This window comes from Pauljensenia sp. C0254C2 (genome assembly GCF_056583835.1).
Genome location: NZ_JBWPJO010000005.1, coordinates 88,643 through 103,039 on the forward strand (window position 1 = coordinate 88,643; position 14,397 = coordinate 103,039).

Here is a 14,397-nt window from a genome sequence, read left to right on the forward strand (position 1 = left end):
CAGCAGTGGTTGACGAACCGTAGAAGAAACCCGCCTGCAGGTTCCTGCCGGCGGGTCAATCGGGTTCAGCCGAATATCAATGCGTTTAGCTTACCGAATATCAGGTCTAAAAGTCCTGTGTATGCCATCACAGCGGTGACGAAGACGATCACGACAACGAAGTACGTCCATGTTTCGTTGCGAGTCGGATACGTCACCTTCTTCATCTCAGCGATGACCTGGCTGATGAACAGGCGAATGCGGGAGAACAGTCCACGCTTTTCGCCTTCCTCATGCGTCGACTTCTCACGGCTCGGAGTCGGTGCACTCTTCGTGCGGTCACGACGCACAGGAGCGCTCGGCTTGTCCGGCACGTCGGGCAGACCGTCATTGTCGGGTCCGCCAAGTGCGCGACTGTCGCTCACAGAACCTCTCCTTGTCGTGTAGGCCGATATCTACAATGTAGCAGGGCAGGCGGGAATCGAACCCACAACCGCCGGTTTTGGAGACCGGTGCGCTACCTAATTGCGCCACTGCCCTTCACCGCTTGTCACAGGCTGACGCCCATGACCCGCCCCGCTAGTTTAGGGCGTTAACGCGCCAGTGTACAACTTCACGCCGCATGTAGAAAATCACAGATCTGCGTTTTTGGCTTCCACCGTCCGCACCAGCACCCCTGATCATAGCGCGTCCATTCCTAGGAATTTTCTTCCGCACGGCCTCCAATCGTGCAACGATAGAGACATGTCGAACCAAACTGCTCACCGCGCCTCAGCGCGTCTTCGTTCCATCACACCATCAGCGACTTTAGCCGTGGATGCCAAGGCGAAAGCTCTCAAGGCTCAGGGCGTCCCCGTCATTGGTTTCGGCGCCGGCGAACCTGACTTTCCGACCCCCAACCAGATCGTCGAAGCAGCCGCCAAAGCCTGCCACGATCCTCGGATGCATCGTTACAGCCCAGCCTCAGGTCTGCCGGAACTGCGCGAGGCAATCGCAGCCAAGACGCTGCGCGACTCGGGCTACGAGGTCGACCCCAGCCAGATTCTGGTCACCAACGGCGGCAAGCAGGCCGTGTTCGAGGCGTTCGCAGCTGTCCTCGATCCCGGTGATGAAGTTCTCCTGCCAACCCCCTACTGGACGACATACCCCGAGGCCATCAAACTTGCCGGAGGCACCACGGTTCCCGTTTTTGCCGGTGCTGACCAGGATTACAAAGTCACCGTTGACCAGCTCGAAGAGGCGCGCACCGATAAGACTGTCGCATTGCTGCACTGTTCCCCCTCGAACCCGACTGGCGCGGTGTACACACCCGAAGAAACTCGCCAAATCGGCCAGTGGGCACTGGAGCACGGTATCTGGGTCATCACCGATGAGATCTACGAGCATCTGCTGTACGACGGCGCCCAGACTGCTCACGTTGTCAAGCTGGTTCCCGAACTGGCTGACCAGACCCTCGTCCTTAACGGCGTCGCAAAGACATACGCGATGACCGGCTGGCGTGTGGGCTGGATGGTTGGCCCACAGGACATGGTCAAGGCGGCCACATCTTTCCAGTCTCACTTAACCTCCAACGTCAACAACGTTGCCCAGTGGGCTGCCAAAACCGCGCTCGAGGGTGGCCTGGAGGACGTGGAGCGTATGCGCCAGGCGTTTGACCGCCGCCGACGCACGATGATCGACATGCTCAGTGAAATCGAAGGATTGACCGTACCCACACCGAAGGGCGCCTTCTACGCGTACCCATCGGTGGAGGGACTCTTGAACACCTCCATTCGCGGCACCACGTGCACCACGTCCGCTGAACTCGCCGACTTCATCTTGAAGGAAGCTGAGGTCGCGGTAGTGCCGGGTGAGGCCTTTGGCCCCAGCGGCTTTATTCGCCTGTCGTACGCGCTTTCCGACGATGATCTGGCAGAAGGCGTTGGCCGTATTCAAAAGCTCCTGGCTGACCGCGACTAAGACTCACTTTCTGCCTGGGCGAGGCTGATCGCTGGTTCAGCATCGGCGAGCGTTGTTTCTGCTTCAGCATCGGCGAATTCCATCTCAGTCTCAGCATGCCCGCACCTGACCATTTGCTGTTGCGGCCGCACCACCAATTCTGCCCTTTTGGCGCTGATAAGCGCTCATCAGCGCCTTTTAACAGGCACAATAGTGGTATGCAGTTGTTCACCCATCACACATCCGATCCCCAGCCACACGGCACCGTCTTGATCTGCCACGGATACGCCGAGCATCAAGGCCGCTACAGGCGCCTCGTCGATTCTCTCAATCACGATGGCTACGACGCAGTGACATTCGATCTGAGCGGACACGGAAGTGCAGATGGTCCACGTGCTCAAGTCGATGTCGGCCGTCTCATTACAGAGCACCGCGCAGCGCGCGCAGACGCCCTCGCCAATTCGCGCACATCGCAGCTATTTGTGTTGGGTCATTCCATGGGCGGCATTATCACCGCTGCATCTGTCCTCATCGATCCGGATCATGTTGCCGGCATGGTGCTGACCGGTCCGGCATTTCGTCCCGCCGCGCCGATCACTGCCAAGGTAGCTCGCTCCATGCTGACACTGGCTCGCGTCGCCCCCGGATTGCCCACAGCGAAGCTTGATGCGGGCGGCGTCTCGCGCGACCCAGACGTGGTGGACGACTACGAAAACGATCCGCTCAATTTCCATGGACCCGTCCCGCTGATCACTGCTCTGACGATGTGCGTTCAGGGCGACCACACGATCGCACGAGCCGATTCACTCAGCGTGCCCACCCTGGTCATCCACGGCTCACATGACCATCTTGCTCGCCCGAGTGGGTCAGAGGAATTCGTGCGCAATGCTCGACTGTCACTGGCATGGGGCACGCACACCCCCGACGCGCACCTACGCGTCATCGACGGCGCATACCACGAAGTACTGAACGAGCCTGAAGGTCCCGGCCTGATGCGGGATATCGCCCTGTGGATGGACGCGCGCCGGCCGGCTGCCGATAATGGTGCTGATGCCTGAACATTCTCACAGCATGCCCCCGCCGATGCCGCTGCGTCCAATTGCTTCACCCAGTCCCAGTGACCAGCCCATATTGACGAAGGCGGCGCCCACGCCCCCCGGCCGGCGCCCCCTGGCCACATTGCCCAAGGCACATCTGCATCTGCACTTCACCGGCGCGATGCGACCGCGCACTCTGGTCGAACTCGCTGTGGAAAAAGGCGTCCGACTGCCGCCTCATTTGCTGGACATGGATCCGCTCACTGTTCCGGCAGATGCGCGCGGATGGTTCCGCTTCCAGCGCGCCTACGATGCAGCCCGCGTGTTAGTTCGCACCGAGGATGTTATGCGCCGCCTCGTGCGTGAGGCTGCCGAGGATGACGCGGCGGAAGGCTCTGTGCATCTGGAAATGCAAGTTGATCCCACGTCGTATGCACCGTGGGTTGGCGGCATCACTCCCGCCCTCGAAATCATTCTGGACGAGGCGCGCGCATCCAGCGAAGCAACTGGTGTGGATGTCAGCATCGTGGTCGCTGCCTCTCGTATCCGCCACCCCTTAGATGCACGCACCCTCGCCCGCCTGGCATCTCAGTACGCTGGCAGGGAGCCGGGCACCGTCGTGGGATTCGGTCTGTCCAACGACGAGCGGGTGGGCTCAACCGCGCAGTTCGGTGCTGCCTTCAACATTGCGCGCGACGCTGGTCTTGCGTCGGTTCCGCATGGAGGCGAGCTGCTGGGACCCTCATCGGTGCGTGAAGTCCTGGCAGCGCTCTCCCCGACCCGGCTGGGACACGGTGTCAGGAGCGCGGAGGATCCGGACCTGCTCAAGCGCCTGGTCGATGACGGCATTGCGTTGGAAGTATGTCCCACGTCTAACGTGCACCTCGGGGTGTATCCAGACATAGCGCACGTCCCTTTGCCTGACTTGATGGCGGCCGGCGCCACAATCGCCTTGAGCGCCGACGACCCGTTGCTGTTCCACTCGCGCCTGTTGGCTCAATACGAGGCTGCTCGAGATGTTTTCGGTCTGAGCGACGAGCAGCTTGCGGAACTGGCCCGTCAGTCGATCCGCGCCTCCCTGGTGTCATTTGACCGCAGGCGCATCTGGAACGCGCAGATTGATCGGTGGTTGGCCAATGAGCCGTGAGATGAACGAACACGAGAATGCTGCTGAATCGGTTCGGCAGTGGCCGCTGTGGCACTGGTTCACCCCTGCGGAGACGTTGCGCCAAGAGGCACCTTCGTGGGTCACGATACCGCCAATTCCGCAGCGCCTGGCCGTCGCTGCCAACGATTTAGTGGGCGCTGCGCGCCGTCGCCTCCAGCTCATGACATCTGTCGTATGCGACACGCTTTCGGCGGCCGGTGATTCGTCCGGCAGTCAGAACGGTTCGGATGATTCGGCAGCCTCACCATCGGCCGGCCCGCAGTCACCCTCGTCGATAACCGTAACAAGTAGCGCGCTCGCCCAGCCTTCCACAGACGCGGGTACGCCCACTCAGCCTGCCGCGAGCGCACACACACCTGCGACGCTCGCTGCGAGCACAGCAACGCCTGACTGCGCGGCGCGTCCAGTCGCCATCGGGATTCCCGGCATCTGGGAGTCGCGCCACTATCTCGACCCGTGGGCTCGCGCGCTGGCCGACGCCGGGTGGGACGCACGAATCCTGGAAGGTGTGCGCGCTATGCGCCGCCCGATTGACGCGATTGCTCAGATGGCCGAGCGCTACCTTGCGCGAGAAAACCTCACTCATGTGTTGCTCTATTCGCATTCCAAAGGCGGACTGGTGGCCAAAGCGATCATGGCCGGTCCCGAGGGATGGCGTATTCGGCACCTCATCACCTTTGCGACGCCCTTCGACGGAGCACCGATCGCACGCCTGTTGCCGATCCCGAGTTTGCGTGAACTCTCCCCCGGCTCCCCCGCCATTCGCCCCCTAGCCTCACGCACTGACCTGAACGCACGGATCACTCAGATTGAGGCGACGTGGGATGAGAACGTCCCTCCCACTACGCTTCCAGGCGCGCATCGCCGAGTCATTTTGCCCATCTACGGTCACGGTCAGATGCTTGAATCGCGCGGAGCAGCACGAACATTGGTCCAGCTGGCTGAGCCGTACCGCTGTTAAATTTGCTCTCCCAGGACAACGGGTTCTGGCACAAGCGTCACCCCAAAACGTCCCTTCACCCCTGCGCGCACCGCCCGCGCCAGATCACGGATATCCTGTGCGCAGGCTCCTCCACGGTTAGTCAGCGCCAGGACGTGCTTGGTGGACAACGAGGCGCGCGCCGAGCCGTGGCCACCGCACGGTTCACACTCGTCAGACAGCGCAAACCCTTTTCCAAAACCCGCACGGTCGATCAGCCACGCTGCCGATGTCTTGACCAGGCCCCGCCCAGCGTCAAATCGCGGAGCCTCAGATGGCAACAGCCGCTCCGCCTCATCGGCATCAAGAATCGGGTTCGTGAAGAACGATCCGGCCGACCACGTGTCATGGTCCCCCTCGTCAATCACCATGCCCTTGGAGGCACGCAGGCGCAGGACCTCGCTGCGTACGCGATTCGTCTCGACCTGCTGTCCAATTGGAACGTCCAATGCGCGCGCGAGCTGGGAATACGCGACGGGTGCAGACATGTGTGAGCGTGTGAGCTGCAGCGTGACATCTAGGACGACCCAGCGCCCGGTCGGCCCCCACTGCGAGCCGTCCATGCGAGGTGTCAGACGCGACTGCTTCAGAATGGATGAACGATAGCCGAGCTCAAGGTCATCGTGGGTCAACTCGACGCGGCGCTGCTCAAGGCGATCCCACGCGCCTATGCGGAGCAGTGTGTGGGCAACTTCGCCGCCGTACGCTCCGATGTTCTGCACAGGTGCCGCCCCAACCGTTCCAGGGATTCCTGACAGTGCTTCCAGGCCCGACAGTCCCCGCTTCACACTCTCATTGACGAGGGCGTCCCACGCTACGCCAGATGCAGCCGTCACGATGACAGGTGAGCTCTGCGGCGCGGATGGTTCCGAGGGGATCCAGGTGACATCTGTTTCAAGGCTTGTGCGAGCGTCACGAATCACCGTTCCATCAAACGGCGCATCATCAGCCAAGATGTTCGATCCGCCGCCGAGAATCAGGAGGCGGTCAGGGCTGTGTTCACCGTCGGCGCGGCGCAACGCGTCAACGAAGGCGTCTTCAGTGGAAGGCTCAACAAGGGTGGTCACCGGACCGCCGACACGAAAGGTCGTCATGTCAGACAGGCGGGGGGCATGCGTACGGGCGCGCGGGCGCCTATGCTCCTCGGCGTTGATCGGTGGTCGGTTCTTCCCCTGTTCGCTCACGTAGGACATCCTAGCTGTCTGATTCAGGTCGCAGGTAGCGCGTCAGCCATGCACCAACCGCAACCGGAACAACCAGACACGCCAACGCACGGTGGTACCCCATATGCGAGGCGAGTAAGCCGAGCACAGGCGGACCGATCAGGAATGCACCGTAATTGATGGTGGACAGCACCGACAGGCGCGCAGCTGTCATCGACGGATCGTGGGACAGTGCGGAAGCACCGGTGGGATACACCAGGGCGGCGCCGAATGCCCACAACACCACACCAATCATCGCAATACCCCACACGGGTGCGAAACCGACCAGGATCAGTCCGGGACATGCGGCGATCAGCATGCCGCGCAGTAAGACATCGGGTGGCCAGTGCCGACGCAGCCACGCAGCACTGAGCCTGACGACCGCCACCGTGGCGAGGAAACCGGACAGTACCGCAGAACCTTGCGCCGCCGTCATGTCGTACCCATCAACCATCGCCAGTGCAAGCCAATTATTCGCTGACCCCTCCAGCAATCCCGAGGACAACACCATCAGGCCGATCAACAGCGTGCGTTTTTCGCCCCACGCCTTTCGCGTACGGGCCGTTGATCCGCCGCTTCCAAATATCCGGCGACGCTTGGGAGCGCCGTCGCTCACAGATTGGGCGAGCACATCGTCCTCGGTGAGCAGGAACGCGGTTGCGACTGCGACGCAGGTCAGGCCAAAGACGATCACTCCCAGCAGATGATGGGTGACATGGACGGCCGCCCTCGCCATTGCGGCGCCTGAAAGGGCGCCAGTGACCGTGCCGATCGAGAACATCGCGTGGAATCGGTCCAGGACTGGGTGGCCGAGGACGACCTCGATTAGTCCGCCTGCAGTGTTGATTGTTGACCCCGTCAACGACATGCCCATCGACACGAAGATAAGGCTCAGCGACAACAAGCCGAGCGACCCCACGTGGATGGATGCCACCACGCAGCCCATACCCACAGCCCACAGCACACCCGCGAGGCGGCCGCTCATGCGTGGTCCGATCGCACCGACTACCGGGCCTGAGGAGGGCAGCGCCACCAGTGACCCGATGGAGCCGATAAGGAGCATTGTGCCGATCTGAGTCGGGCTGAGGTTCAGGGAATCACGCACTGCCGGCAGGCGGGACACCCACGAGGAGCTGGCAAAGCCCATGAAAAAAAACATGGCGGCGTCAGCGATGACGGCACGGTGTATCCGCGATTGGGGCAGGTTTCTGCGTGACAGGCTCATGACAGCCTTCCCTGTGGTCATATTGTGCCGATCGAATAAGTGCCGTGCGTGGCTATCTAGTGCGCCGGGGCGGCGGAAACGCAGCGTGCATAAACCCCCGGGCTGTTGAACAGCTCCGGGGGAATGACAGTTGCGAGGCGTCGCTGGAACGTCACCGAGTTTCACGGTGCGTCGTCGACTTGCGGCAACGCGGGCAATACTTGGCCAGCTCGAGGCGGTCAGGCGTATTGCGACGATTCTTCCTGGTGATGTAGTTACGTTCCTTGCACTCCGAGCACGCCAGAGTGATCTTGGGGCGAACGTCCTGAGACTTGCTTGCCACGATCTTTCCTTCACTTGAGGTTCTGAGATTATCGCCGGAGACCGGGAGGTCACGGTAGCGGGGGCGGGACTCGAACCCGCGACCTCACGATTATGAGTCGTGCGCTCTAACCAGCTGAGCTACCCCGCCGTGGTAGGTCGCGACTGCGAGGCCGCAAACCAGAGCCCCGAAAGGGAATCGAACCCTTGACCTTCTCCTTACCATGGAGACGCTCTGCCGACTGAGCTATCGGGGCAACGAGAGAAACTCTAGCCTGACACTCATGCTCGAAGCAATCTCCAGGCTTGAGAGCATCCTCACGTCGCAGAACTGAGCACCTCGAGAGCGAAGCACTTGTGGCATTCAGTCCAGTGGCGGGGGAGGGATTCGAACCCCCGAAGCATTCCGCGGCTGATTTACAGTCAGCTCCCTTTGGCCGCTCGGGCACCCCGCCATTGACACCAATCATCGGTGCCGTGAAAGAATAACAAAAATACAAGCGTGAGCGCCAATCGGATCACCGGTTTTGACCCGCTCAAATGCGAGATATCGAGCACACTCATAGCCAGACGCTGATAGGAAGGGATTCCCATGGCTGATTCATCATTCGACATTGTCTCCAAACTCGACCGGCAGGAAGTGGATAACGCTGTCAACCAGGCGGCGAGGGAGGTGTCCCAACGCTACGACTTCCGTAACGTGGACGCATCGATCGAACTGTCGGGCGATACGGTGGTGATGGAAGCGAACTCCCCCGAACGCGTGATGGCCATTGTGGACGTGCTGCGCTCCAAGCTCACCAGACGCAAGGTTTCACTCAAGGCGCTGGATCTGAAGGATCGTGAGCCTCAGCCGTCCGGAAAAATCTATCGACTGGTCGCTCCCCTGCGCGAAGGTATCAGCCAGGACAATGCCAGGAAGATTACAAAGCTGATTCGCGACGAAGGCCCGAAGGGCGTGAAGGCACAGATCCAGGGAGATGAGGTTCGCGTTTCGTCAAAGTCGCGCGATTCCCTGCAAGAAGTCATTGCACTGCTCAGAGGCGAAGCGGGCCAGAAGATCGACTGCGCGTTGCAGTTCGTGAACTATCGGTAGGATCATGGCCGTCCGATAGCGTCCTCGCCCCCCTCTGCCTTGTCCCCAACTGTCGATCTCGAGGCAGTGCGGGCGTCTTCGCCCATATCTGAAGCACCCCACTCTCCTGTCCCCAACTGTCGACCTGGAGGCAGCTTCACCTATGCGAGCACTGATTGCTTCCCTCACTGCAAGGTAAAACTGCAGGAAAATAGGGATTTCCCACGTATCAGCCTGACAAGGCTGGCAGGGAAGGTGCAGCCTGGCGTCTTCTGATCGACAGTTGGGAGAATCAGAGAGTGCGTGCGCAGGGAGCTCGCATTCGCGTCCTAATCGACAGATGGGAAAATGAGAGAGGAGCCGATGTTCGCCCTAATAGCCGGCCAGTTCCTCCAAGCGGCGGATCCGCTCTTCCATCGGCGGGTGCGTGGACATGAGCGAGCGCACCGATTCCCCACTGAACGGATTCGCAATCATCATCTGGGCTGCGCCCTGGTGCTCCGGTGTACGCTCAAGTGGCACGCGGCTGGTGCCCACCTCAAGCTTCTTCAACGCCGACGCTAAAGCAAGGGGGTCGTGCGACAAAATCGCGCCGTCGTGATCCGCCTCGTACTCACGCGTGCGTGAAATCGCCAGCTGGATGAGCATGCCGATCAGCGGCGCAACAATCGCGGCAACCAGTGACAGTATCAGTCCGGCCACTCCCCCACCGTCACGGTTACGACGGCTGCCGCCTCCCATCCACAGCAGAGAGCGCCCAGCAATTGCCATGATGCCCGCCAGGGACGAGGCGATTGCAGTAATCAGAATGTCACGGTTGTACACATGAGACAGCTCATGCCCGATCACACCGCGCAGCTCACGCTCATTGAGCAGATCGAGGATACCGGCGGTCACGCACACCGCAGCATTTTTCGGGTTACGTCCCGTTGCAAACGCGTTAGGCGCCATCGTCGGCGCAATCCACAGTGTCGGCATTGGCTGATCGGCCTGCCGGCTCAGATCCTCGACAATGCGGTAAACCTCCGGATACAGACTTTGATCCATAGGCTCGGCATTCATCTGGCGCAGCGCCAAGGACGCCGAGTTCCAGTAGGTGAAGAACGTACCGATCAGCGATACGCCGCCCATCACCCACAGCCACACCATCGACCCGGTTGTATGCGCCAAAATCGCACCAATACCGAGGAGCACCGCCCACAGGACGGCAAACAGAAGGATTGTGCGCACTGTGTTGGACGCGACACGCGAACGCGATTTCATATCTCTAGTGTCTCATTCGCCGCGCGGACCGGTGTAGTGATCACCAAATCGCTCAATAGCCGTGGGCACGCCCATCTCACCGGGCTGACCAATCAGGTCCTCATCGTCGTGCGAATGCTCTTCACTGCGAGAAATCGCCGTCATCGCATTACGGGAGACGACCTTGACACGCTCACGTGTACCGCGACCACCAGAAAGCTCACCATACCGTGAGCCCAGTTCGCGTTCGTACGCATCCAGCAGCTCCCAGCCTTCCCATGTCGTGTAGGCGACGCCACGCTCGTCAAGCAGTTTGATCATCGCATCGTGTCCCACCGCTTCACTGGTGGCATGCAGAGCGCCAGCCTCGGCATCTTCAACCAGGTGCGCAATGGTTTGCTGTGCGTCCGACTTGGTGGAGCCGATCAGGCCCACGGGGCCACGCTTCACCCATCCGGTCGCGTACACGCCTGAAACAATTTCCGTTGACCCCGGCTCGGTGACAACGCGTCCCTCGTTATTCGGGATCACGCCACGAACCTCGTCAAACGGCACGCCGGGGATGGGCGACGAAAAGTATCCGACGGCCCGGTACACGGCCTGCACCGGCCAGTCAGTCATCACTCCGGTGCCGCGCACGCTGCCGTCACCGACCAGTTCAGTGCGTTCGGTGCGCAGTGCGCGCACGTTACCTTTGCTGTCCGCCAGAATTTCCGAGGGTGACTGGAACAGGTGGATATGGATACGGCGGGAGGCTTGGCGCTCTTCTGGATCCACCGAGGCGTAGTTCGTCAGTGTCTTGACGACCTGGCGCTGCTGGTTGGATGAGCGCATCGTCTGTTCGGAGCCTTCATCAAAATCAAAGTCTTCCTCATCGACAATCACGTCAACGTCGGGCACTTTGCCCAGTTCACGCAGCTCGAGTGGCGTGAACTTGACCTGCGCGGGACCTCGGCGGCCAAAAACATGTACATCGGTGATGGGATTGTCTTCGAGAATTTTCGCCACGTTGTCCGGCACTTCAGTCACCATCAGGTCATGCACATGCTTAGAGAGGATGCGGGACACATCCAGCGCCACATTGCCCACACCGATGACGGCAACCTCGCGCGCGTCAAGCGGCCAGGTGCGCGGGTAGTCCGGATGCCCGTCGTACCACGAGACAAAGTCGGCTGCACCATATGACTGCGGCAGGTCGACACCTGGGATGTTTAGCGGAGCATCACGGTCAGCTCCGGTTGCCAAGATGACGGCGTCGTAGTGTTCGCGCAGATCGTCGATCGTCACGTCGCGACCGATCTCCACGTTGCCGAGCAGGCGGATGTCGCCTCGCTGCAGGATCTTGTAGAGGGCAACGATGATTTGTTTGATGCGCGGATGATCAGGAGCCACGCCGTAGCGAACGAGTCCGTAGGGAGCAGGCAGGCGTTCGAACAGGTCGATATTCACATCGAGATCTGATTTCGACAAGATGTCCGAAGCATAAATACCAGCCGGGCCGGCCCCGACAACGGCAACGTTCGTTGCTGTCACAGTCATTCGTCCCTTCTCAGGCTCACCACGCACGAATGAGCGTGGCTCGAGCCGCGTTTTCGATACAACACACCATCCTAGCGCGCTTCACAGGAACGGCACTATGGCGCCGCCCACGCACGATCAGGACAAGCGGTTGACCATAAGATGAGCGAAAGCAGTCAGCGCCTGTTTGGGTTCAGAATCGTCGAGGGCGTCCAGCACTGCCACTGCATCGTCGCACCACTTTTCAGCTAGGTCGCGAGTCTCCTGCAGCACTTGGTGATGGCGCAGCATGTCAACAACGTCAGCCAGGACGCCATCGGAACTCAGATCCCCGTCGATTGCGTCCAGGATTTCCTGGCCTGCCGCATCGTCACCGTTGTGTGCCACGTGGCGGCGCAACAGCAAGACGGGCAGTGTATCCACGCCTTCACGCAGGTCAGTTCCCGGGGTCTTCCCTGAGGTCTCACCTGTGGAGGCAAGATCCAGAACATCATCAGCGATCTGGAAAGCGACGCCGACCTTCTCACCGTAGGTGGCAACAAGGTCAGCGACCTCTCTGCCGGCTCCGCCGTGGAAGGCTCCAAAGAAAGCTGATGCTGAAAGGAGCGATCCTGTCTTGTCTGCCAAAACCTGCAGATAGAACTCGACCGGGTCGGCGTCTTCGGGTGGTCCGAAGGTTTCGTTGAGCTGCCCCATGCACAGACGCTCAAAGGTGTCTGAGTGATGCGCCACCGATTCAGGTCCCAGGGAAGCTATCAGGCGTGATGCCCTGGCAAAGAGCACATCGCCAGCGAGGATGGCGCGGTTGTTACCCCACATGTGCTGTGCGGAGGTAACCCCGCGCCGAGTGGGTGCGCTGTCCATGACGTCGTCGTGATAGAGCGATGCCAGGTGCGTCAGCTCCATTGCGGTTGCTGCGCTGATGACACGCTCGCTCGTTGCGCGCTCGGGGTCACCGAGCTGCGCACACACAAGCGTCAAAGCCGGGCGGATCCGTTTGCCTCCCGCCACGCTCAGATGGCGTGTGAGTTCTTCGACCAGGTCACGCCCGCCTCGAACTGCGTCATTCAGCAGCTCCTCCACGCTTTCCAGCGCAGGAGTGATACGCGCTTCGAGAGAAGGGACGTCAAGGTCAAGTACGGAATAAGAATTCACAGCTGTCACGGCAAGAAGATAGCGACATTTGAGAGCATTGACAAGACGGGCCCAGGAACGATGCCCAGCAGGATCGTCCCAAGCGCACACACAGCAATAGCGATCGCAGTGAGGCCTTCGCTCTTAATGACCACGGTGTTCTCACTTGGTTCAGTGAAGAACATCAGGCGAACAACACGGAAGTAGTAGAACGCTGTTGCCACGGAGCACAGCAGGCCGATCGCAACCAACCATCCGAGTTGGCCAGCGAAGGCATCTGAAAATACAACGAACTTTCCAATGAAGCCGCTGGTCAATGGAATGCCGGCGAATGACATCAGGAACACCAGGACGCTGCCTGCCAGCAGCGGGCTGCGTTTGCCCAGTCCGGCCCAGCGATCCAAAGCCGTTGCCTCTCCGCCTACCTCCAGCGAATCACCAGAGCGGGTGCCGGAGCGAACCAGCGTAACCGCAGCGAAGGAGCCGATGGTGGCCAGCGCGTATGCCAGGACGTAGAACAGGACGTGGCCTGCCGATCCCTTGACCAGGGACAAGACCGCCAGCAGGATGAAGCCCGCATGCGCGATTGACGAGTACGCCAGCATGCGTTTGATGTCTGTTTGGACCAGACCTGCGACGGTGCCAACCACCATCGTCAGGACAGCGATAATACTCATCGGGATCAGCAGATCCCATGTGAAGTGTCCGGCGAGGACCTGGTAGAAACGCAGGATCGCGGCAAAGGCAGCCATTTTCACTGCAGCTGCCATGAAACCGGTGATCGGGCTGGGTGCGCCGGTGTAAACGTCAGGCGTCCATGCGTGGAACGGGGCAGCACCAACCTTGAAGAGCAGGCCCACCAGCACCATGACGATGCCGGCCAGCAACAGCCAGTCCATCTCGCCCGTGCTCTGGGTCATGACCTTGTACACTCCGGAGAACTTCAGTCCACCTGAGTACCCGTACAGCAGTGCCATGCCCATCAGGAAGAAGGCCGAGGCGAATGCGCCGAGGATGAAGTACTTCAGCGCAGCTTCCTGTGACAGTTGGCGGTGACGGCGCGCTGTCGCACACAGGATGTACAGCGGTAGCGACATCACCTCGAGTGCCACGAACAGCATGATCATTGAGTCCGCTGCAGGGAACACCATCATGCCACCCAGCGAGAACAGGACGAGGGCAAACATTTCCGAACGTTGGTAGCGCTTCTTTTCTGTCAGCTCCTCATCCACGGAACCGGGACGGTCCGAGGGCTGTCCAGCGAAGGTTCCATCACGAATCTGCGTACGATCCGAGATGACGAGTAACGCCAGGAAGGTGATGACGGCAAGAATCAGTTGCGCACCCACTGTCAGCGGGTCCTCAATGTATTCATCGAAACCCTGCGGCGTGTCAGCTACGACAACCCAGCGCCATGAGAGCACGACGATAGCTGCAGCGGTCACGACGAGGGAGACCCCAATTCCCAGCGGGCGACGAAGGCGCGCGGGGGCAAATGATTCAACCAGGACTGCCAGTACTGCTCCACCGAGCACAATCAGCACTGGTGTCAGGCTCGCCCACGGAACACTGGCCGTAGTTGTAGCGACGTTCATGGGAA

Annotated in this window: 13 protein-coding genes and 4 tRNA genes; 5 read left to right on the forward strand and 12 right to left on the reverse strand. The window is 60.5% G+C overall.

The features are described from left to right. Positions 1 to 65 precede the first annotated feature (65 nt). Together secE and AC1DA5_RS05335 are read right to left on the reverse strand one after the other, a co-directional pair. Positions 66 to 362, reverse strand: coding sequence for a preprotein translocase subunit SecE (gene secE, locus AC1DA5_RS05330; protein ID WP_058237861.1), 297 nt, complete (start codon positions 360 to 362; stop codon positions 66 to 68). Between the two features lie 83 nt (positions 363 to 445). After that, positions 446 to 519 (reverse strand) — tRNA-Trp (locus AC1DA5_RS05335). Between the two features lie 204 nt (positions 520 to 723). Between AC1DA5_RS05335 and AC1DA5_RS05340 the strand changes: the two genes are divergently transcribed. From AC1DA5_RS05340 to AC1DA5_RS05355, 4 genes are all read left to right on the forward strand, one after another. Next, complete coding sequence (locus AC1DA5_RS05340; RefSeq protein WP_092648790.1) at positions 724 to 1,938, forward strand: pyridoxal phosphate-dependent aminotransferase; 1,215 nt, start codon at positions 724 to 726, stop codon at positions 1,936 to 1,938. A gap of 197 nt (positions 1,939 to 2,135) precedes the next feature. Further along, the gene (locus tag AC1DA5_RS05345) at positions 2,136 to 2,975 is read left to right on the forward strand and encodes an alpha/beta hydrolase (RefSeq protein WP_058237184.1); all 840 of its coding nucleotides are present in this window, start codon (positions 2,136 to 2,138) and stop codon (positions 2,973 to 2,975) included. 25 nt (positions 2,976 to 3,000) lie between these two features. After that, positions 3,001 to 4,101 carry an adenosine deaminase gene (locus AC1DA5_RS05350; RefSeq protein ID WP_058237862.1) on the forward strand — a complete coding sequence of 367 codons (1,101 nt, stop codon included), beginning with the start codon at positions 3,001 to 3,003 and terminating at the stop codon, positions 4,099 to 4,101. 1 nt (position 4,102) lies between these two features. Further along, positions 4,103 to 5,083: an esterase/lipase family protein gene (locus AC1DA5_RS05355; RefSeq protein WP_480289476.1), complete on the forward strand. Its 981-nt coding sequence runs from the start codon at positions 4,103 to 4,105 to the stop codon at positions 5,081 to 5,083. Here the strand turns inward: AC1DA5_RS05355 and AC1DA5_RS05360 are convergent. From AC1DA5_RS05360 to AC1DA5_RS05385, 6 genes are all read right to left on the reverse strand, one after another. Further along, entirely contained in the window at positions 5,080 to 6,294 is a 1,215-nt protein-coding gene (locus AC1DA5_RS05360) for a UDP-N-acetylmuramate dehydrogenase (protein ID WP_480289478.1), read from the reverse strand. The genes AC1DA5_RS05355 and AC1DA5_RS05360 overlap by 4 nt on opposite strands. A gap of 1 nt (position 6,295) precedes the next feature. After that, the gene (locus AC1DA5_RS05365; RefSeq protein WP_480289480.1) at positions 6,296 to 7,528 is read right to left on the reverse strand and encodes an MFS transporter; all 1,233 of its coding nucleotides are present in this window, start codon (positions 7,526 to 7,528) and stop codon (positions 6,296 to 6,298) included. A 151-nt stretch (positions 7,529 to 7,679) separates the two neighbouring features. Then, entirely contained in the window at positions 7,680 to 7,850 is a 171-nt protein-coding gene (rpmG, locus tag AC1DA5_RS05370; RefSeq protein WP_074026201.1) for a 50S ribosomal protein L33, read from the reverse strand. Between the two features lie 55 nt (positions 7,851 to 7,905). Next, a tRNA-Met gene (locus AC1DA5_RS05375) sits at positions 7,906 to 7,979 on the reverse strand. A gap of 33 nt (positions 7,980 to 8,012) precedes the next feature. Continuing rightward, positions 8,013 to 8,085: transfer RNA gene (locus tag AC1DA5_RS05380), tRNA-Thr, on the reverse strand. 116 nt (positions 8,086 to 8,201) lie between these two features. Continuing rightward, positions 8,202 to 8,283, reverse strand: a tRNA-Tyr gene (locus AC1DA5_RS05385). 137 nt (positions 8,284 to 8,420) lie between these two features. Here AC1DA5_RS05385 and AC1DA5_RS05390 point away from each other — a divergent pair. After that, on the forward strand, positions 8,421 to 8,924 hold the full coding sequence (locus AC1DA5_RS05390) for a YajQ family cyclic di-GMP-binding protein (RefSeq protein ID WP_480289483.1): 504 nt from the start codon (positions 8,421 to 8,423) through the stop codon (positions 8,922 to 8,924). A 351-nt stretch (positions 8,925 to 9,275) separates the two neighbouring features. On the opposite strand, the gene AC1DA5_RS05395 is transcribed toward AC1DA5_RS05390, so the two are convergent. The 4 genes from AC1DA5_RS05395 to nuoN all read right to left on the reverse strand — a co-directional run bounded on the left by AC1DA5_RS05395 (position 9,276) and on the right by nuoN (position 14,392). Then, positions 9,276 to 10,166 carry a M48 family metalloprotease gene (locus tag AC1DA5_RS05395; RefSeq protein WP_480289485.1) on the reverse strand — a complete coding sequence of 297 codons (891 nt, stop codon included), beginning with the start codon at positions 10,164 to 10,166 and terminating at the stop codon, positions 9,276 to 9,278. Between the two features lie 12 nt (positions 10,167 to 10,178). Beyond that, positions 10,179 to 11,678 carry an FAD-dependent oxidoreductase gene (locus AC1DA5_RS05400; RefSeq protein ID WP_480289518.1) on the reverse strand — a complete coding sequence of 500 codons (1,500 nt, stop codon included), beginning with the start codon at positions 11,676 to 11,678 and terminating at the stop codon, positions 10,179 to 10,181. A gap of 123 nt (positions 11,679 to 11,801) precedes the next feature. Then, positions 11,802 to 12,827: a polyprenyl synthetase family protein gene (locus AC1DA5_RS05405; RefSeq protein WP_480289486.1), complete on the reverse strand. Its 1,026-nt coding sequence runs from the start codon at positions 12,825 to 12,827 to the stop codon at positions 11,802 to 11,804. Next, on the reverse strand, positions 12,824 to 14,392 hold the full coding sequence (gene nuoN / locus AC1DA5_RS05410; RefSeq protein ID WP_480289520.1) for an NADH-quinone oxidoreductase subunit NuoN: 1,569 nt from the start codon (positions 14,390 to 14,392) through the stop codon (positions 12,824 to 12,826). Before nuoN ends, AC1DA5_RS05405 begins: the two co-directional genes overlap by 4 nt. Positions 14,393 to 14,397 lie beyond the last annotated feature (5 nt).